Consider the following 19,579-nt stretch of genomic DNA (forward strand, 5'->3'; position numbering starts at 1 on the left):
CTGTGTTACCAGCGCTACTAGCGCACTGTTTCCACCGATACGGAGAAGTCATGATCGTCATCACCGGGGCCACCGGAGCCCTCAACGGCGCGACCGCCGACCACCTGCTCGAGCACCTCGCGCCGTCCGACCTGGCGGTGGTGACCCGTGATCCGGCCCGAGCACAGCGGTTCGCCGACCGCGGTGTCGAGGTCCGCCGCGGCGACTACGCCGAACCGGAGACCCTGCCGGCAGCCTTCGCGGGCGCCGATCAGCTCCTGCTCGTCTCGTCGAGCGACCCGGCCGCCGACGCCGTCGCGCTGCACCGCGCCGCGGTCGACGCAGCCGTCGACGCCGGCGTCGGCCGGGTCCTGTACACGAGCCACCAGGGCGCCGCGCACGGTTCGCCCTTCGTGCCCGCAGCGCACCACGCCGCCACCGAGGACCTGCTCCGCGACTCCGGGCTGCCGTGGACGAGCCTGCGGAACGGCTTCTACGCGCACAGCGCCGCCTGGATGACGGGCCCGTGGCAGGAGACCGGCACGGTGTCCGTCCCCGTCGACGGCCCGGTGTCGTGGACCGCCCGCGAGGACGCCGCCGAGGCTGCCGCCGCGATCCTGCTCGCCGACCAGCCGTTCGACGGGCCGGTGACGCTCACCGCTCCGGACGCGCCGACCTTCGCCGACCTGGCTCGGCAGGCGTCCGAGGTGTCCGGTCGGACGATCGGGTTCGAGGCCCTGGGTGAGGACGAGTGGCGTGCCCGTGCGCTGGCAGCGGGGCAGGACCCGCACATGGTCGCGTTCCTACTCGGCATGTACCAGGCCGCCGAGCGGGGCCTGTTCGCCGGCACCGATCCGCTGCTCGGCGAACTGCTCGGTCGCGCCCCACGGCCGGTCCGCGACCAGCTCAGCTGAGCGCCGCGACCTCGTCGAGGATGGCCTCGACCGCCGCGGGGTCGTGGGCGAACCGTCCGAGGAACAGCCCGCCGATCCGGCCCTGCCCCCGGGTCAGCAGGCCTGGTCCGGCACTGCCGCCGTAGAGGACGGTGCTGCCGTGCAGCTCAGGCCGGGTGGCGAGGTGCTGCTCGATCCCGGCGAGCACCGCCACGATGTGGTCGTCCGGTGCGGGTGCCGGTGCGCCGATCGCCCACACCGGTTCGTAGGCGACGGTCAGGGGCCCGGCGAGACCGTCCGCGACGGCGGTCGAGACGGCCCGGTCGAGCTGCGCGGTCACCGCCGCCACGGCTTCCGTCGGATCGGAGGCCCGGTCCGGCTCCCCGACGCAGACCAGCGGACGCAGGTGGTTCCGGAACGCCGCGTGCACCTTCCCCGCGATCGTCGCGTCGTCCTCGTGGAACAGGGAGCGCCGTTCGGCGTGCCCGATCTCGACCAGGTCGACACCGATCTCCCGCAGTTCGGCGCCGGAGACCTCGCCGGTGAACGCACCCGCATCGGCCCACGACAGGTCCTGCGCGGCGAGCTGCACACCGGTGCCGGCGAGCAGGTCACGCACCGGGACGAGGGCCGGGAACGTCGGCGCCACGAAGAGCGACGCCGCACCCGAGCGCACCGCGGGGTGTCGCCGGGCGATGTCGCCGACCTCGGCCGCCCACGACAGCGTCCGGGCGTGCGAGAAGTACGTCTTCAGCGACACCCCGACGGTGATCACGGGGCGACCGTCTCCACGACGAGGGCGAAGGACAGCGCACCGGGGTCCGCGGTGCCGACGGCCTGGTCGGCATGGGTGCGCGCCCGGCCCATCCTCGGCACCAGGGACTCCGTCGCGTCGGCGGCTTCGCGAGCGGCACGGACGGCGTCGCCCCAGGCCTCGGCGAGCGCCGCCCCGGCGTCGAGCCGGGTGCGGAGCACCTCGTCGAACGGCACCAGGGCGTCCACCATCGTCTTGTCACCGACGGTGGCGCCGAACGCGAGCACGGCCTCGGTGGCCGCGCGGACCCCCTGCGCGACGGTGGCACCAGACGGACGCGAGTCGTCCCCGACCACGCGACCCAGTGCCTCCAGGGCGGCACCCCAGATCGCACCGGACGTGCCGCCGGCTTTGTCGGACCAGGCGTCCGCGGCGACCAGCAGGACGGTGCCGGCACCGGCACCGCGGGTGACCGCGTCGGCGGCGGCGACGTCGGCGGCGTGCGATCCGCGCTGCATCCCGATGCCGTGGTCGCCGTCACCGGCCACGGCGTCGATGCGCCCGAGTTCGTCGGCGTGCTCGTCGAGGACGGCGCGGACCGCGGCGAACCCGGCGGCGACCTGCTCGGCGACCGCGCGGGACTCGTCGGTCGCCGGGCCGATGCCGACGCCCTCGGCGTCCGCCGCCACGGTGGACGGGTCGACCCGCTGTTCGGCGACCACACCGCCCTTGCGGTAGGCGGGCGTGTCCGCGGGTGCTGCCCAGAGTTCCTCGAGCTCGTCGTCGAGCCAGAACAGCGTCAGGGAGACCCCGGCCATGTCGAAGCTCGTGACGAGTTCGCCGACCTCGGGCTCCACGATGACGACCCCGGCGTCCGCCAGGCGCCGCTGCACCGAGCGGTAGACGACGAAGAGCTCCTCGTACTTGACCGAGCCCAGACCGTTCAGGATCGGGACCACTCGCTGGCCCCCGAGCGCCACGCCGTCGGGCAGTTCGTCGAGCAGACGGGACACCAGCAGCTCGGCCAGACCGTCGGCGGTGGGCACGTCCGTCTCGTCGATCCCCCGCTCGCCGTGGATGCCCATGCCGACCGCCATCCGGCCCTCGGGCACCGTGAACAGGGGTTCCTCGGCGCCGGGCAGGGAGCACCCGGAGAACGCGACGCCGAAGCTGCGCGTCCGGTCGTTCGCCCGTTCGGCGACCGCGGTGACCGTGTCGAGGTCGTCCCCGCGCTCGGCGGCGGCGCCGGCGACCTTGAAGACGCAGAGGTCACCCGCGATGCCGCGGCGCTTCGCGCGGTCGTCGGCCGGGGCGCTCGTGACGTCGTCGGTGACGCGGACCGTCCGGACCGGGATGCCGTCGGCCTCGAGCGTGCGCGCCGCGGCGTCGAAGTTCAGGACGTCACCCGCGTAGTTGCCGTAGCTGAGCAGCACCCCGCCACCGTGCTCCGCTGCCTTCGCGACCCCGGTGACCTGCTGCGCGCTGGGGCTGGCGAACAGGTTGCCCATCGCGGCACCGGCGGCCAGGCCGTGTCCGACCAGTCCACCGAACGCGGGGTAGTGGCCCGAGCCGCCGCCGATCACGACCGCGACCGTGCCGTCGGGGCTCGTGGTGGAGCGGGCGACCCCGCCGTGCACCCCGCGCACCCACCGCTCGTTCGCGGCGACGAAGCCGTCGGTCGCCTCGTCGGCGAAGTCCGCCGGGTCGTTGAACAGTCTGGTCATCGCTTGCTGCCCTTCGGGTCGGTGGTGCGGACGTGCGAGGTGTCGAGCAGTTCGTCGGCCTTGGCCCCGCGGAAGAACTTGGTGCAGAAGATCATCACCGCGGCGACGAACGCCAGGACGCCGAGCGAGACGATGCCGAACGCACCGCTGTCGGTGGGCACCACCTCGTTGATCGCGGTGCGCATGATCGGGGCGACGAACCCGCCGAGGTTTCCGAGCGAGTTGATCAGGCCGATGCCCGCGGCGGCTGCGGCACCGGTCAGGAACGCCGTCGGGTACGCCCAGGTGATCGGGCCGACGGCCAGGAAGCTCGCGACGGCCAGGGTGATGAACAGGATGCCGAGCACGGGCTGCCCGTTCGCACCCGCCCACGCCGAGCCGAGGATCGACAGGCCGGTCGTGACGTAGAACAGGGTTCCCCAGCGACGACGGCGACCGACGGAGTCCGCACGCGACCCGATCAGGTAGCAGGCGACGAGCCCGACGAGCCACGGGATCGCGGACACCAGACCGACCTGCCAGCCGACGTCCTGCCCGAGCAGCGAGGACACCTGCTGCGGCAGGTAGAACGTCGTGCCGTAGACGGCGACCTGCAGGCAGAAGTAGATGATCGTGAAGTACCAGACGCGCCCGCTCGCCATCGCGCGCCAGATGCCCTTCGGGCCGTCCTCGCTGCGGGCAGTGTCCTCGCGCTCCATGGCCGCGGTGAGCGACGCCTTCTCGCCCGGTTCGAGCCACTTCGCCTGCTGCGGACTGTTCGTCAGGAACACCAGGGCCGCGATGCCCGCCAGCACCGCGAGGATCCCCTCGCCGGCGAACATGACCTGCCAGCCGTGGAACGGCGTGACCTGGTCACCGACGCTGATGAGGCCGCCGGACAGCGGGGCGCCGATCATCTGCGAGAACGGCTGCGCCAGGTAGAAGATCGCGAACATGCGCACGCGCACCTTGTTCGGGAACCACTCGGACAGGTACATGATCACGCCCGGGAACAACCCGGCCTCGGTCACACCCAGGATGAACCGCAGGATGATGAACATCGTGTCGTTCGTCGTGAAGGCGAACAGTGCGGCGACGATGCCCCACGTGACGGCGATCCGGGCGAGCCAGAAGCGCGCACCGAACCGCTTGAGCAGCAGGTTCGACGGGATCTCGAAGATCGCGTAGCCGATGAAGAAGATGCCGGCGCCCAGGGCGAAGGCGGCGTCGGAGATGCCACGGTCGACGCGCAGGGCCTCTTCGGCGAAGCCGACGTTCGTGCGGTCGAGGAACGCGACGAAGTACAGGATGACGAGCATCGGCATGAGGTGCTTCGTCGCCTTGCCGATGGCGGACTTCAGGCCGGGGTCGTTGGTCGACCCGAGCGCGGGGGCAGGGGGTAGTGACACGGGTTCGCTCCTTTGCGAGCACGGTGCGGTCGTTCTGGCGTCCGGCGGTCGGTTCGGTCGTCCGGACGGGAGGCACGGATCACGTCGCCCGGTCGGCGCGCGTTCCGTGGGCGGCTGGCCCTAGTGCATGTACAGGCCGCCGTCGACGTTGAGCGTCTGGCCCGTGACGAACCCGGCGTCCTCGCTGATCAGGTACGCGACGGCCGCGGCGATGTCCCGCGGGGTACCGATGCGCGGCAGCACGCCGTCGGCGGCCATCTCGGCCTTCCGCTCCTCGGACAGGGTGCCGCCCATGATGTCGGTGTCGATCGGACCGGGGGCGATCGCGTTGACCGTGACGCCGCGCGGGCCGAGCTCGCGCGCCAGGCCACGGGTCAGGCCGATCACGCCGGCCTTCGCCACCGTGTACGGGGTCTTGCTGAAGGTGCCGCCGCCGCGCTGGGCGGAGACCGACGACAGGTTCACGATGCGCCCGTAGCCGGACCGCACCATCGACTCCGCCGCCCGCAGGCTGGCGAAGTGCACACCGTCGAGGTTGATCGACAGCACACGGTGCCACTCCCCCTCGGGCAGGTCCAGGTAGGCGTGCGCCGACGAGACCCCGGCCAGGTTCACGAGTGCGGTGATCGGCCGGAGCTCGGCCTCGATCGTGTCGAAGGCGGCACGGACGGCGGACTCGTCGGCGACGTTTGCCCCGACGCCGACGGCCCGCACGCCGTGCTGTTCGCGGATCTCGGCGGCGACCTGCTCGCTCGCCGTCTGGTCGAGGTCGATGATCCCGACGTCCCACCCGGCCTCGGCCAGGTGGTGGGCGGTGGCGCGGCCGATGCCCCGCGGTGAGGCGGCCCCGGTGAGGACGACGGTGCGGTCCTGGTGCTGGCCGACTGACTGGTTCTGGTCGCTCATGGTGTCCCTCCCGCCTCAGTGGATCGGTGCCGGGCCGAGCTCGTCGAGGAGCTTCTGCATCGCGACGTACGCCTTGTTCCGGTAGGCGACGAGTTCCGGCGTGCGGTCGGCGGGGACCTCGAGGTACCCGGCGCCGGACTTCGTGCCGAGCTCACCGGCGTCGACGTGCTGCTGCAGCGACGGCGGGGTGGCGAAGCGCTCGGGCCAGCGGGTCTGCAGCGACTCGAAGCAGAACGCGTAGACGTCGAGCCCGGCCATGTCGGCGATCGCGAACGGGCCGAAGAACGGCAGGCGGAACCCGAACGTGGTCCGCACGATGGTGTCGATGTCGTCGGGGCTCGCGATGCCCTCGTCGGCGATCTTCGCGGCCTCCTCGAACAGCGCGTACTGCAGGCGGTTCAGGACGAACCCCGTCGAGTCCTTCACCCGCGCCGACTGCTTGCCGGTCGCGGCGACGACGGTCTCACCGACCTCGATCGCGTGCTCGTTCGTGGTCGGGTGCGGGATGAGCTCGACGCCGGGGATGAACGGTGCCGGGTTCGAGAAGTGCACCCCGAGGAACCGCTCCGGGCCCACGACCGCCTCGGCAAGCGACTCGATCAGGATCGTCGAGGTGTTCGAGCCGATCACGGCGTCGGGGCGGGCGGCCTCGCTGATCCGGCGGAGCGTGGCGTGCTTGATCTCGAGCTTCTCGGGCACGGCCTCCTCGATGAAGTCCGCCGTGGCGACCGCTTCCTCGATGGAGGCGGCTGCGCTGAGGTGGGCCTCGACGCGTGCCACGGCGTCCGCGGGGAACAGGCCGTCCGCGACGAACTGCTCGGTCTCTGCGATGAGCCGGGCTCGGCTGGACGCGGCGATCTCGGCCGAGACGTCGGCGATCCGGACGGTGTGGCCGGCGAGGGCGAGGACCTGGGCGATCCCGCCGCCCATGTAGCCGGACCCGACGACGGCGATGTCGAGGGTGCTCATCGGATTGCTCCTTCGGTGCTGGTTGCTGCAGTCGGGGTCGCCGTCGCGTCGAGCTTCGTCGTCGCGAGGACGGACCGGATGTACTGCTGGTTGGTGGCGCAGACGCCGAGGCTGTCCCCGCCGTACTGCTCGGTCATGACGATCCCGCGGAACCCGTCGGCGACGGCGTCGCGCAGGACCTGGCGGTAGTTGATGAGGCCCGTCTCCATGGTGCTCGGCGCACTCGTCGCCCAGCTCCCGTCGCCGGCCTCGTCACGCGTGTAGTTCTTCACGTGCAGGTAGTTCGTGTGCGGCATCGTCTTCGCGAAGAGCTCCCGCCAGTCCTCGATCGGACGGTGCAGCCGGATGAGGTTCGCGACGTCCGCGTTCAGCCCGACGTTGTCGAGCCCGATCTCCTCGACCAGACGGACCGCGCTGTCGGCGGTGCCGAGGTACGTGTCCTCGTACAGCTCGAGCGCCATCGGCAGCCCGACGCTCGCAGCGTGCTCGCCGAGCTCCCGCAGTCGCTTGACCGCGGCGGCCCAGACCTCGGGGTCGTCGGGGTCCTTCGGGCCCGGTGCCGTCCAGAACCACAGCGCGCGCTTCTGGGCGTCGGTGAACGGCTGGTGCAGCCCGGTCGAGAACACCTGCATGCCCCACTCGGCCGCCGCGTCGATGGTGCGGTGGGCGTAGGCCAGGTTCTCGTCCTCGTGCCCGGGCTGGATGACGCTCTTGCGCTGTAGGTGCACGGACGGGATCCCGATGCCGTGCGACTTCGCGACGGCGAACAGCTCGTCGCGGCGCGAGGCTTCGAGGTCTGCGGGCCGGATGTGGCTGTCGGCGAGTTCGGCGAGCGAGAAGCCGACGGCCTCGATCTGCCCGAACACCTCGTCCCACACCTCGGCGGGGGCGTCGTGGAAGGCCGTCCCGTCGCGGGTGACCTGCGCGAACCCGTGCAGGCACGCGGCGATCGGCCAGGTCTCCGACGTCCAGGTGGTGGGGTCCCAATCCTGGTCGACCCAGTCCTGTGGAGTGGTCACGGAATGCTCCCTTGCATGTCGTGGTGGTTCAGCCTTGAACCTCTTTCCTATAGGAAAGATACTCGCACGTCGCTGGAACGCAACCCCGCTGCCTCAGCTCGTGTGCGACGCGTCCGCGCGCGAACGCAACCGGACGGCGTCGATGTGGAGCCGCATCGCGGCGACGGCCGACGTCGGGTCCGCAGCCAGCGCCTCCAGGATGGCCCGGTGTTCCTGGACCGCACGATCCGTGTCGTCCCCGCCACCCTCGACGATCTGCCGCATGCGGTGCACGCGCGTCGTGATGATCTCGGACATCTCCTCGAGGAACGGGTTCCGCGTCGCGTCGAAGATCAGCTGGTGGAACTGCCAGTCACTGCGGAAGAAGCGGGCCATCAGCTCCTCCGGGGCGTGCGCAGCCCCGACCGACGCGACCTCGGCGGCCACCGCAGCCTGCTCGTCGAGCGCTGCCGCCAGTCGCTCGCGCAGGCCGTCGACGTCACCGCGGGCCGCGAGCTCGACGGCACCGCTCTCCACGATGAGCCGGGCGTCGAACAGGGCCTCGAGCTGGTCGCCGGCCAGCGGCGGGGAGACCCGGTACCCCTTGTTCGCTTCACGGGTGACGAGGCCGGTGCGTTCGAGTTGCACCAGGGCTTCACGCACCGGGGTCGGCGAGACCCCGAGCGAGCGAGCGAGGCCGTCGATCGACAGCCGCATGCCCGGTTCGACGTCGTGGCCCATCAGGACCTCGAGCACCCGGTCGTAGACGCGGTCACGCAGACCGAGCTGCGTGATGCGCTCCGTCCCGAAGCCGGGCATGGTCGTGGACATGGGTCGATCCTAGAGAATCCACGAAGGCGTCCCGATCAGTAGATCGCGTCGATCCCCAGCAGGTCGCCGAGGCCGAGGCCGCGCTGACTCGTCTCGCACGTCGACACCGACGGCTTCATCACCAGGCCGCTGTTCGCGGCCGTGTGCCCGAGCCCGTAGGCGTGACCCCACTCGTGCGTGGCGACGCCACGCAGGTCGAACCGTGCCCCGGAGCAGGTCGCGGCGGCGGACCAGTTGACCGACGTCGAGTACCGCTGGTCCGTCTCGACGGCCGTGCCGGAGCGCGACCACACGCAGGTCACGCCGAGGGTGTCCTTCGGCAGCGACCCCCACCCGACCACGCTCGACGCGTTCGCGGCTCCGCAGCCTCCGGTCGCGGTGACGCCCATCGCCTGCTTGAGCACCCCGAGGTGCTTCTGGTCGGCGGTCGACGTGATCGTCCGACCGCACGACGAGACCGGACCGGTCCAGGCGTCGGCTCCGGCCCCGATCGCCGACGGACCGGTGACCTTCTGGTTGTTCGGGTTGTAGCTCCAGTTCACCGGGCCCGCCCAGCGGAACCCGAGCCGGGTGTACGAGGTGTTGGTGCAGCTCGTGGCCGCCTTCGTGGCTGACGTGGTGGCCGCTCCGCGCGTCACGACGGCGGCGGCCACCCGGTCGCGCAGCGCCTGGCGTTCCTGCCGGACGGCGGCCGCCGACCCGGACCACGCGTCGTCGACGCGCACCGCGACACCCGCACGGCCGGTGTTCGTGATCGACACGTCCCCGCCGTCGTCGACGCCCGACGCGGCCACCGGTAACGCGGAGACCGTCGTGCCCGGTTCCGGCACGACGAACTGCCGACCGTCGGGCAGCACGATCGTCGGCGTGGCCACGGCGCACCCGCTCGCGAGCTGCTCCAGGGTGACACGGTCCCCCTTGCACGCCGGCGCTGCGACCGCCGGCGAACCCGGGCCGGTCGAGACGACGACCGCGGCCAGCGCGATACCGAGGGTGACCGCACCTGCGGTCCACGACGACGTCCTCACGATGATGGTTCTCCTGTCATGACGCGCCGAGGTCCCCCGGCGACCAAGACAGTGTGCGGAGCGCCACTCGGGGCAGTCAACCCCCCGAACTGCCGCTCCCGGTCGGCCGATCGCTCCCGTCCGGCACCCGCACGAACCGCGGCGCCCCACGGTCCCGCAGGCGGAACCCCAGGTGCTGGTACAGCCCGATCGCCCCGGTGTTGCCGGCGGCCGCGTGCATCAGGGGGATCTCCCCGCGCTCCCGGATCCCGTGCGCGACGGCGAGCACCAACCGACGCCCGAACCCCTGCCCCCGGTACGCCTCGTCCGTGCACACCGCGCTGATCTCGGTCCACCCCGGCGGGTGCAACCGCTCCCCCGCCATGGCGACGAGCCGCCCGTCCCGCCGGATGCCCAGGTACGTGCCGAGCTCGATCGTGCGCGGCAGGAACGGCCCCGGCTTCGTCCGCTCCACCAGGGCGGTCATCTCCGGCACGTCGTCGGGCGTCAGCACGACGGCTTCGTCGTCCGGCGCACCCTCGATCGCCTCACCGGTCAGCTGCACGCCGCCGGCACCCTCGACGAGCTCCCACCCCTCGGGCAGGACGGCAGCCGCACCGACGCCGAGCATCCCGCCCGACCCGAGCAGCGCCCGGACGTCCTCCCAGTCCTGCGCGGTGGGTCGCTCGGGGATCCCCGTCCACACCGACACGTCGGTCTGGTAGCGGACCACGTCGCCGCGCCGCTCGGCGAACCGCGCGTGGTGGCTGTTCAGCGCGGCCATCGCGGGTGCGTCGAGCATGCGCGTCGGGGTGCCGTCGTCGGCGATCGTCAGGTCGAGGGTCCGGAGCGCCTCGCCGCGGGCATCACCACCACGGAACCCGAGGTCCTCGATCCGCCGACGATCACCGTCCGCCCACCCGGCGGTGTCCGCGACGACGCCGGAGGCGTACTGGTTGGTGGCACGGTGGACGACCTGCTCGACCTCCGCTGCCGAGGCCACGAGGACCTCTCCCGGTCGGGGCAGCGCGGTCGAGGTCGGCGCAGTCGTCGTCATGCCACCATTCTCCGCCCGCGGCGAGCGCCGCCGACGCATCGTTGCACCCGGTGACGCCGAGCCGCGGCTCGCACGGTGCGAGGGGGCCCACGGCCCGTGCGAGGTTCCGTACTCGGTGCGAGGGCACGTGCGCCGCACGGAGTACGGAACCTCGCACCACGAGCACCAGACCGAGCGCCCCGCCCCGCCAGGCCTCACCCCAGCCGCGCCGCCACGAACTCCACCATCCGCCGCACGAGCAGCGCCTGCGACGACGCCCGCCGGTACTCGTGCCCCTCACCCTCGAGCTCCAGGTACTCCACGTCGTGCGACCGCTCCCGCAGCGCCGCGACGACCTGGTGCGCCTCACCGATCGGCACGTTCGTGTCGAGCTCACCGTGCACGACGAGCAGCGGCGCCGTGACGTCGTCGATCGCGCGCATCGGCGACAGTGCCGCGAGCAGGGCCTCGTCCTCGACGGGGTGGCCGTACTTCGTGGCGGCAGCGGCCGCGATCCACGGTTCGGTGTCCCGGTAGAAGGTCGCGAAGTCGCTCATCCCGCACACCGCGACCCCGGCCGCGAACACGTCGGGCGTGAAGGCCAACGACGCGAGCGTCGCGTACCCGCCGTACGAGCGTCCCTCGACGGCGACCCGGGAACGCTCGGCGTACCCGTTGGTCACCAGGAACCGAGCGCAGTCGACGACGTCGGCGAGCGCGTTCCACCGCAGCGCCAGGTCGTCGGCGTGCACGAACTCGTGGCCGTACCCGGAGGACCCGCGGATGTTCGGTGCGAACACGGTCACCCCGGCGGCGGCGAGCGCCTGGTGCTGCGGCGAGAACGTGGGTCGTTCCTGCGACTCCGGTCCGCCGTGCAGGTGGACGAGCGCTGCGCGGCCGGGAGGCACGGCACCAGCACCAGGGTCGGCATGCGCCGCCGACGCGGTCGGCTCCACGGCCCGGTACAGCCACCCGGTCAGCTCCAGTCCGTCGCGGGCGGCGAACCGCTCGAGCGTCGGCTCGACCAGCTGCACGTCCGGCAGCACCGGTACGTCGGTGACCCGGCTCCAGGTCAGCGCGTTCGTGTCGAGTCGCCACAGTTCGCGCGGCCGGGTCGGTCCCTCGACGGCGAGCAGCACGCTCCGGCCGTCACGGCTGAGCACGGGATCGGTGACGACGTACCCGGGCAGGTCCGGCACGGGGGTGCGCGAGGCGTCGTGGGTGTTGATGAGGTCGAGTTCACTGCGACCGTCGACGTTCCAGACGAGCAGCAGGGTGCGGCCGGCGTCGTCGGCGTCCAGGTACTCGAGCTCGGCGTCGTCGCGCTCGACGATCCGCCGCGGTGTGCCGCGCCAGCCGTGCGGCCCGACCGGCTGCGCGACGAGTCCGCGGCGGGGCAGTCCGGCCTCGGTGGCGACGTAGGCGACGAGCGGACTGGTCTCGCTCGCGGGCGAGGGCCGCAGGAACGCGATCTCGGCGGACCCGTCGGGGTCGTCGGCGAACAGGGCGTGGCTCTCGTCGGTCAGCCGGTCGACGACCACGACGAACTCCTGGCCGCGCTGGCCGTCGCTCAGCACGACGAGCCGTTCCTCCACCGACAGGTCGAGGATGTGGATGAGCTCCCCCACGGCCAGGTCGTCGCGATCACCGGTGACCGGGTCGACCAGGTACGCACGGGCCGGCTGCTCGGGCTCGGTCGAGGGCAGGGTGATGACGACCCGGTGGCCGCTGCGGCTCCACGGTCCGAGTTCGGCATGCTGGTACCGCGAGCCGGCGATCTGCGCGGCGTCGGAGCCGTCCGGCCGCACCACCCAGACCTGCTGCTTCACGCCCCCGTCGGTCGCGATGGCGACGGCGAGCCACTCCCCGTCGGACGACCACGACACCCGGATCACCGGGTCGTCGGACAGCGCGATCCGCACCGGTTCCGGCAGCTCGCCGTCGACGACGACGTCCTGCACGAAGACCTCGGGGGTGCCGTGCCGGTCGCTCACGAACGCCACCCGCCGGGCGTTCCGGGTCATGGTCGGTCCCCACGACCCCCAGGCGCCGGTGAGGCGCGCACCCAGGTCGGCCGCGGCCCTGGTGGTGACCGACGGCTCGACGGTGGCCGACGACGCGACGCCCTGCGCGCCTCCGGTCCGGACGGAACCCACGGTCACCGCACCCCCTGCTGCTGCAGCCACATCTCGATCAGGCCGAGCTGCCAGAGCGCGTTCGCGCCGATCGCGGTCCTGGTGCTGTTCGGGTCCTGCAGCATCCGCTCGACGGTGGCGGGGTCGAAGAGCCCGCGCTCCCGCGCCTCGGGTGCGTGCAGCGCGTCGCGGACGCGCTCCAGGTACGGGCCCTCGAGCTGCCGGATGGCGGGGACCGGGAACGAGCCCTTGCTGCGGTCGATGACGGCGTCGGGCACGATCCCGCGCGAGGCGCGCTTCATCACGCCCTTGCCGCCGTCGGTGAGCTTCATCGACGGCGGGATCGCGGCGGCGAGCTCGACGAACTCGTGGTCCAGGAACGGCACGCGGGCCTCGAGCCCCCACGCCATCGTCATGTTGTCGACGCGCTTCACCGGGTCGTCGACGAGCATGATCGTGGTGTCGCTGCGGAGCGCGGCATCCACGCTCGTCTCCGCGCCCGGCCGTGCGAACTGGCGGTCCACGAAGGCCGACGGGGTGTCGTCGTCGCTCTTCCACCGCTCCCCGAGCAGGCCCTGCAGCGCGGACCAGCGGCGGTCCATGAACACGGAGCGGTACGCCTCGGCGGCCTGGTCGCGCGGGACGTCGGCGAGCGGCGGGTACCAGTCGTACCCGGCGAGCACCTCGTCGGCGCCCTGGCCGGACTGCACCACCTTGACGTGCTGCGAGACCTCCTGCGACAGCAGGTAGAAGGCGACGCAGTCGTGGCTGACCATCGGCTCGCTCATGGCGGCGACCGCACCGTCGATGCCGTCGAGCAGGCGCGACGAGGGGATGTGGATGCGGTGGTGATCGGTGCCGAAGTGCGCAGCGACCTGGTCGGAGTACTCGAACTCGTCACCGGACTCACCGCCCGCCGCCTCGAACCCGATGCTGAACGTGGCGAGGTCCTGCTGCCCGGCCTCGGCGAGCAGCCCGACCACGAGCGAGGAGTCGATCCCGCCGGAGAGCAGCACCCCGACGGGGACGTCGGCGACCATCCGGCGCTCGACGGCGGTGCGGAGCGAGCCGATGAACGCCTGCTCCCAGTCCCGCTCGGACCAGTCGGCCCGGGCGGGGTCACGCTCGAAACGCGGCTCCCAGTAGACGGTGTCGTGCGCGGTGCCGTCGGGCTCGATCACCCGGACGGTCGCCGGCGGGAGCTTGCCGACGCCGGCCAGGATCGTGCGGGGCGCGGGGACGATCGAGTGGAAGCTCATGTACGAGGCGAAGGCGACGGGGTCGATGGACGTGTCGACTTCCTTGGTGCCGGTGCCCGTGCCACCGCTGCCGCTCGTGCGGCTGCTGCCGGCGTCGCCCGCCAGGATCGCCGGCAGGGAGCTCGCGAACCGGAGGCCGCCCGGGACGGGCGCGACGTAGAGCGGCTTGATGCCGAGCCGGTCCCGCGCCAGCACGAGTCGGCCGCTGCCGTGCTCCCAGATGGCGATGGCGAACATCCCGATCAGGTGGTCGACGAACGCGGTGCCCCACTCGGCGTACGCCAGGGCGATGACCTCGGTGTCCGACGTCGACGCGAACCGGTGCCCCTTGCCGTGCAGCTCGTCACGGAGCTGCCGGTAGTTGTAGACCATCCCGTTGTAGGCGATCGTCAGCCCGGCCTCGGCCAGCACCATCGGCTGCGCGCCCGCGGTGGACAGGTCGACGATGGACAGCCGTCGGTGCCCGAGCGCGACCGGGCCGCGAGCCCACAGACCGTCGCCGTCCGGGCCGCGGTGCGTCATGCAGCCGGTCATCCGGGCGACCGCCCCGACGTCCGGCGCTCGGCCGTCGAACCGGATCTCGCCCGCGAGTCCACACATCAGCGCTCTCCCTCGGTGTCCGCCGGGGCGGGTTCGGTGTCCGCCGGGGAGGGTTCGGTGTCCGCCGGGGCGTTCCCCACGATCCACGTGTCCTTCGCGCCGCCGCCCTGCGACGAGTTGACGACCATGCTGCCCTCGGGCGCCACGCGCGTCAGGGCGACGTCGGCCAGGTGCACGTCGTCCGGTCCGGTCCCCGTCGCGTAGACGAAGGCCCGCAGGTCCACGTGCCGCGGGTCGAGACCGGCGGGTCCGATCGTCGGGTGCGAGGACAGCTGCACCACCTCCTGCCCCACCCACCCGGCTGGGTCCGCGGCGATCTCCCGCCGTCGCTCGGCCACCTCGGGCGCGCTCGCGCTCGGTCCGATCAGGACCCCGCGGCCGCCCTCGCCGTCGACCGGCTTCGTCACGAGTTCCCCGACGCGGTCCAGGACCGACAGCCGTTCGACCTCGATGCTCGTGCGGTACGTCGGCACCGATGCCAGCAGGGGTTTCTCGTCCAGGTAGTACCAGATCAGGTCCGGCACGGTGACGTACATCGCCTTGTCGTCGACAAGCGCGTTGCCCGGCGCGTTCGCCAGGTAGACGCGTCCTGCCTCCGCCGTGTCGAGGATCCGCGCACCCAGGTCGGGAGCGTGCTCCGCGGTCAGCGCGCTGACGTCGCGGTCGATCCGCAGGTACAGCCCGTCGAGCACGTCACCCGTCGTCGCGTCGACCACGCGTCCGTCACGGACGTCCAGGTCCGACCCGGACAGGAGGCGCAACCCGGCCCCGTCGGCCAGCCTGCGGTGCTCGAACCACGCGCCGGCGGCGGGGCCGTCGCTGACCAGCGCGATCACGGGGTCGGTCGCGCCCGTCACCGCGGTGGTGTTCGCGCAGAGGGTCCGGCGGAGCCGGTCGGTCACGCCGTGCGGGTCGCGCAGGTGCGCCGGCCGCGGGGCGTCCGGCACGACGTCGTCCATCAGCTCGCGCAGGGCGATCCCGTACGCGACGCCCGAGGGCGAGCGGACGTTGTCCTCGAGCACCCGCCAGCCGCCGAACTCGTTGCGGACCAGGTCGAACCCGAGCACCGGCGCACGGACGGCGGTCGCCGGCAGCCGGGTGGCGTCCGGGTCCCAGCCCTTCGCGCCGACGAAGTGCTCCGCGTCCAGCACGCCGTCGGCCACGATCCGCCGGTCGCCGTACGCGTCACGCAGGAACAGCTCGATCGCGCGGGCCCGCTGCCCCAGGCCGCGCTCGAGCTGCGACCACTCGTACGCGCTGATCGTCCGGGGCACCAGGTCGCAGCCGAACTCCTGCGCCCCGCCGTCCACCACGAAGCCGACGTGGTGCTCGCGGGTCCAGACGTCGCGGGCAGTGCAGCGCTCGATCGCGGTCTCGGCGTCCCAGCCGTCGAAGAACGCCGCCAGGTCACGGAACGCCGGACGAGGGCGTGCCCCGGGGCCGACCGCCTCGTCGCCGGCGCGGACGCGGTACCCGGCGATCGGGACCACCGGGTCCTCGTCGCGTCCGGACGGGAGCCCCGCGGTGTCCTCCACCACCAGGGCGACGACGTCGTCGATCTCCCCACGCTCGGCGTACGCGGTGCGCTGCCGGTCGGTGGAGTTGCCACGGGCCAGGGTCGCGTCGAGCAGCTCCGTCACCGTCCCCCAGTCGCCGAGCTCCTCGAGCTCCGGGCGCAGGCGGGACACGAGCTGGCGCACCGCGACCTCGGCTGGCAGGCGTTCGGGGTGCTGCCCGAGGCCGACCAGCTCGCCGCTCAACCCGGAGCGGGCCGCCTGCCACATCGCCGCACGGTGCAGGGGTTCGCTGCGCGGGTGCCACTCGGCGCCGGACACGACCGACTTCTCGGCCTTGCGCACGGCGGCGCGGAAGAGTCCGGCGATGAGCACGGCGTCGTCCACCACCGGGGTCGCGTCGCAGACCCGGAGTTCGAGCGTCGGTGCGTGCGACGACGGCCGCACGTCGAAGTAGGCCATCTTCTTGTCGGCGATCACGCCCGAGGCGATCAGGTCGTCGAGCACCCGGTCGTACTCGGCGGCGTCCTCGACCGGACCGAAGCTGCCGGCCGACGGCCACCGCTGCCAGATGATGCTCCGGAACGAGGCGTACCCGGTGTCCTGCCCGTTCCAGAACGGACTCGACGCACTCAGGGCGAGCAGCACCGGGAGCACCGGCGCCACCCGCTGGGCGATCAGCACCGCCAGGTCGCGGTCGCTCACCCCGACGTGCACCTGCAGGCCGCAGATGAGCTGTTCGTCGACGAGCATCCGGTACTGCTCCTGCATCCGGCCGTACCGACCGCCGGAGCTCAGCTCGAAGTCGGCGTACTCCGACCTCGGCGCGGTGCCGACGGCCGCGATGGTGACGCCGGCCGGGGCGATCGCGGCGCTGAGCTCACTGCGCAGGTCGACGATCACCCGCCGCAGGTCGTCGAGGGTCCGCACCACCGGGGTGTTCGTCTCGATCGTCGTGCGCTGCAGCTCGGCGCCGAAGCGGTCGGTGGGCAGTTTGGGCAGAAGGCGCGGGGCCTTCGCGGAAAGTCGGCCGGACTCGAGGTCGATGAGGTGCAGCTCTTCCTCGGCGCCGAGCGTCAGCTCTGCACTCATGGCTGGAACCTACGCGTGTGCCGTGTGGCGTGTCCGCCGCCGCTCCGCTCGACTCACGCTCGTAACATATGTAATATACTGGTCGGATGACCTCTCTCATCTCCGCCGTCGGGTTGACCCGCTCCTTCCGCGGCCCCGGCGGGCGGGCAGCCACGGTCCTCGACGACATCACGGTGTCCGTCCCCCGTGGGGAGTTCGTGACCATCGTCGGACCCAGCGGGTCGGGCAAGTCCACCCTGCTGCAGTGCCTGTCCGGGCTCGACTCCCCCAGCTCCGGCTCGGTCCACATCGACGGCACCGACCTGGCGACGCTCCGCGGGGACACCCTCGCACGGTTCCGCCGCGACCACCTCGGTTTCGTGTTCCAGTCGTGCAACCTCATCCCGGCACTGACGGCGTTCGACAACGTCGCCCTGCCGCTGCGCCTGGCGTCCGGCTCACTCGATCGGTCGGCCGTCCACGACGCCCTCGCCGCCGTCGGCCTGTCCGACGTGGCCCGGCAGCGACCGGGGCAGCTCTCCGGCGGGCAGCAGCAGCGGGTGGCGATCGCGCGCACGATCGTCACGGCCCCCGACGTGGTCTTCGCCGACGAGCCGACCGGTGCCCTCGACTCCGAGTCCGGCGCGAGGGTGCTCGCCTTGCTGCAGGGCGCTGCCACTGGATCCCGCTCCGTGGTGATGGTCACGCACGACCTCGAGGCGGCGGCCCGTGGCGACCGGGTGCTCGTCCTGCGTGACGGACGCCTGCACCGCGAACTCGTCGCACCGACCGCGGCCGACGTGCTGCAGGCGGTGTCCCGGTGATCGCCCGACTCGTCCTCTCGGAGGTGGCGCGGTCGTGGCGTCTGTGGACCGCGGCCTTCGTCGTGATGGTGCTCGCAGCCCTCGTCGCCCTGGTCTGCGCCGGGGACGTCTCGACCGCTGCCGCCGTCACCGACCCCGTCGACGCAGCCGGACTCCGGAACCACGCGCTGGTGTTCGGGGGGATGAACGCGATCGTGGTGATCGGTGCCCTGAACGTGCTCGTCGGCTTCTCGATCCGGACGCAGCGTCAGGACCACGCACGCTGGCAGCTGGTGGGGATCGGTCCCGGACTCATCGAGCGCGTGGTGCTCGCCCAGGCCGCGACACTGGCCCTCGCCGCGTTCGCCACGGCCCTCGCAGTCGTGCCGCTCGTGCTCGGCGCCCTGATGGCGTTCCTGTCGGCACCGCTGCGGAACCCGGGTGCAGCGGTGCTCCAGCCGCGACTCGGGGGCGTCGAGACCATGGTCGCGCTCGTGGTGTTCGTCCTCGTGGTCCTGCTGAGCGCCATCGGGGCGGCACGCGCGGCCTCGAGGACCCCCGCACTCCTCGCCGTCCGGGAGCCCGAGCTCGAGCCGACGCGCCCCGGTCGCGCTCGACTCGTCACCGCGTACGCCCTCGGCGGCATCTCCCTGGCGATGTACGCCGCGACGCTGCTCGGCGAACGCGGGATGTCGATGCTCTTCCTCGTCCCGGCGATGGGCCTGGTCGTCACATCGGCACCGTGGCTGTGTGGTTGGCTGGTCTCGGCGTGGACCACAGCAGTGCCCGCGGCGACGGCCCCCTGGTTCCTCGCCCGCGAGTCACTGCGCTTCCACGCTGCACGGAGCCACGCGGCGATCGCACTGCTCGCCGTGGCCGTGATGCTCGCCGCGCTCACCGGTCTGGCCGGCGTCTGGGACTCCCCGGCGTACTACCTGGGCGGCCTGGCGATCTTCGGCGGGCCGGTCCTGATCGTCCTGTTCACCGGCGCCGCGACCGTCGTGATGACCACGTCGGGTCGGCGGCGCGATGTCGCCCTGCTCGTCGTCGCCGGCGGGACGTTCCGGACCGCACTCGTCGGAGCCGTCCTCGAGGCCGTCGCGCTCGTCGTGACCTCGGTGCTCATCGCGCTGCCGTTCGCACTCGCGAGCATCCCCACCGCCCTGACGAGCTGGACCGACCCGCTCCGACCGGTGCCGTTCGTGATCGCGATCGGCCTGCTGATCATGCTCGTCGCGACCGTCAACCCCGTGCTGCAGGCCCGACGCCGGGCACTCGGCCCGCAGCTCGCCGACACCGCCCCCTGATCACGACGGAGGTCTGAAATACCACATAGGCTTGCCGAACGGGTCGCGTCTCCGCCGGGAAGCGACCCCAGGGCAACGATGAAGCCCACCACCGGTAGGACGGTGATGGGCTTCGAGTTGCTCTCCGAGTGGAAAGCCGGGACGGGCAACAGCCGTTCCCGAGTCGTAACGCTCGGGTCCAGTGTAATCGCGCTCCGGCTCGATTGCACGCCCGTCCCGGTCCACCGCTCCTCGTGTCCGCCGGCGCTGACACCGGAGGTGGTCTCGATGTCGAACGACACCGATCCCAAGCCCAGGCGTCGGGTGTTCTGGCTGGGGGTCGCGGGCTTGCTCGTGAACCTCACCAGGCTCCTGGTCGACCTGGCCCGGAAGGACTGAGACAAGGACGTGCCGCACCGATCGCGA

At 72.2% G+C, this 19,579-nt stretch carries 15 protein-coding genes; 3 read left to right on the top strand and 12 right to left on the bottom strand.

The window, feature by feature from the left end; translation table 11 throughout:
• Window positions 1-50 precede the first annotated feature (50 nt).
• The gene (locus tag HQQ79_RS03645) at window positions 51-893 is read left to right on the top strand and encodes an NAD(P)H-binding protein (protein ID WP_173032531.1); all 843 of its coding nucleotides are present in this window, start codon (window positions 51-53) and stop codon (window positions 891-893) included.
• Here the strand turns inward: HQQ79_RS03645 and HQQ79_RS03650 are convergent.
• The 12 genes from HQQ79_RS03650 to HQQ79_RS03705 all read right to left on the bottom strand — a co-directional run bounded on the left by HQQ79_RS03650 (window position 886) and on the right by HQQ79_RS03705 (window position 17,085).
• A complete protein-coding gene (locus HQQ79_RS03650) occupies window positions 886-1,647 on the bottom strand; it encodes a triose-phosphate isomerase family protein (RefSeq protein ID WP_173032532.1) in 762 nt (253 codons plus the stop codon). The genes HQQ79_RS03645 and HQQ79_RS03650 overlap by 8 nt on opposite strands.
• Complete coding sequence (locus HQQ79_RS03655) at window positions 1,644-3,350, bottom strand: dihydroxyacetone kinase family protein (RefSeq protein WP_173032533.1); 1,707 nt, start codon at window positions 3,348-3,350, stop codon at window positions 1,644-1,646. Before HQQ79_RS03655 ends, HQQ79_RS03650 begins: the two co-directional genes overlap by 4 nt.
• Window positions 3,347-4,738: an MFS transporter gene (locus tag HQQ79_RS03660; RefSeq protein WP_035809316.1), complete on the bottom strand. Its 1,392-nt coding sequence runs from the start codon at window positions 4,736-4,738 to the stop codon at window positions 3,347-3,349. Before HQQ79_RS03660 ends, HQQ79_RS03655 begins: the two co-directional genes overlap by 4 nt.
• 120 nt (window positions 4,739-4,858) lie before the next feature.
• A complete protein-coding gene (locus HQQ79_RS03665; RefSeq protein WP_111022467.1) occupies window positions 4,859-5,644 on the bottom strand; it encodes an SDR family NAD(P)-dependent oxidoreductase in 786 nt (261 codons plus the stop codon).
• 15 nt (window positions 5,645-5,659) lie between these two features.
• Window positions 5,660-6,613, bottom strand: coding sequence for a 3-hydroxyacyl-CoA dehydrogenase family protein (locus HQQ79_RS03670; protein WP_173032534.1), 954 nt, complete (start codon window positions 6,611-6,613; stop codon window positions 5,660-5,662).
• Entirely contained in the window at window positions 6,610-7,632 is a 1,023-nt protein-coding gene (locus HQQ79_RS03675) for a sugar phosphate isomerase/epimerase (RefSeq protein WP_173032535.1), read from the bottom strand. Before HQQ79_RS03675 ends, HQQ79_RS03670 begins: the two co-directional genes overlap by 4 nt.
• A gap of 93 nt (window positions 7,633-7,725) precedes the next feature.
• A complete protein-coding gene (locus HQQ79_RS03680) occupies window positions 7,726-8,442 on the bottom strand; it encodes a GntR family transcriptional regulator (protein WP_017887786.1) in 717 nt (238 codons plus the stop codon).
• 35 nt (window positions 8,443-8,477) lie between these two features.
• Window positions 8,478-9,470, bottom strand: coding sequence for a matrixin family metalloprotease (locus HQQ79_RS19095; RefSeq protein WP_173032536.1), 993 nt, complete (start codon window positions 9,468-9,470; stop codon window positions 8,478-8,480).
• Window positions 9,471-9,546: 76 nt separating this feature from the next.
• The gene (locus tag HQQ79_RS03690) at window positions 9,547-10,506 is read right to left on the bottom strand and encodes a GNAT family N-acetyltransferase (RefSeq protein WP_173032537.1); all 960 of its coding nucleotides are present in this window, start codon (window positions 10,504-10,506) and stop codon (window positions 9,547-9,549) included.
• Between the two features lie 194 nt (window positions 10,507-10,700).
• Window positions 10,701-12,647, bottom strand: a complete 1,947-nt coding sequence (locus HQQ79_RS03695; RefSeq protein ID WP_173032538.1) for a prolyl oligopeptidase family serine peptidase — start codon at window positions 12,645-12,647, stop codon at window positions 10,701-10,703.
• Window positions 12,644-14,479 carry an N-acetylglutaminylglutamine amidotransferase gene (locus tag HQQ79_RS03700; protein WP_173032539.1) on the bottom strand — a complete coding sequence of 612 codons (1,836 nt, stop codon included), beginning with the start codon at window positions 14,477-14,479 and terminating at the stop codon, window positions 12,644-12,646. Before HQQ79_RS03700 ends, HQQ79_RS03695 begins: the two co-directional genes overlap by 4 nt.
• A complete protein-coding gene (locus HQQ79_RS03705; RefSeq protein ID WP_173032540.1) occupies window positions 14,479-17,085 on the bottom strand; it encodes a carboxylate--amine ligase/circularly permuted type 2 ATP-grasp protein in 2,607 nt (868 codons plus the stop codon). The genes HQQ79_RS03700 and HQQ79_RS03705 overlap by 1 nt, the downstream gene beginning before the upstream one ends.
• A gap of 86 nt (window positions 17,086-17,171) precedes the next feature.
• Here HQQ79_RS03705 and HQQ79_RS03710 point away from each other — a divergent pair, with 86 nt between their 5' ends.
• Together HQQ79_RS03710 and HQQ79_RS03715 are read left to right on the top strand one after the other, a co-directional pair.
• Window positions 17,172-17,888 (top strand): ABC transporter ATP-binding protein, encoded by a 717-nt coding sequence (locus HQQ79_RS03710; RefSeq protein WP_173032541.1) that lies wholly within the window; start codon window positions 17,172-17,174, stop codon window positions 17,886-17,888.
• Complete coding sequence (locus tag HQQ79_RS03715; RefSeq protein ID WP_173032542.1) at window positions 17,885-19,174, top strand: hypothetical protein; 1,290 nt, start codon at window positions 17,885-17,887, stop codon at window positions 19,172-19,174. The genes HQQ79_RS03710 and HQQ79_RS03715 overlap by 4 nt, the downstream gene beginning before the upstream one ends.
• The last annotated feature ends 405 nt before the right edge of the window (window positions 19,175-19,579 follow it).

This window comes from Curtobacterium sp. VKM Ac-2852, from assembly GCF_013205045.1.
In the GTDB taxonomy this organism is placed as follows: domain Bacteria; phylum Actinomycetota; class Actinomycetes; order Actinomycetales; family Microbacteriaceae; genus Curtobacterium; species Curtobacterium flaccumfaciens.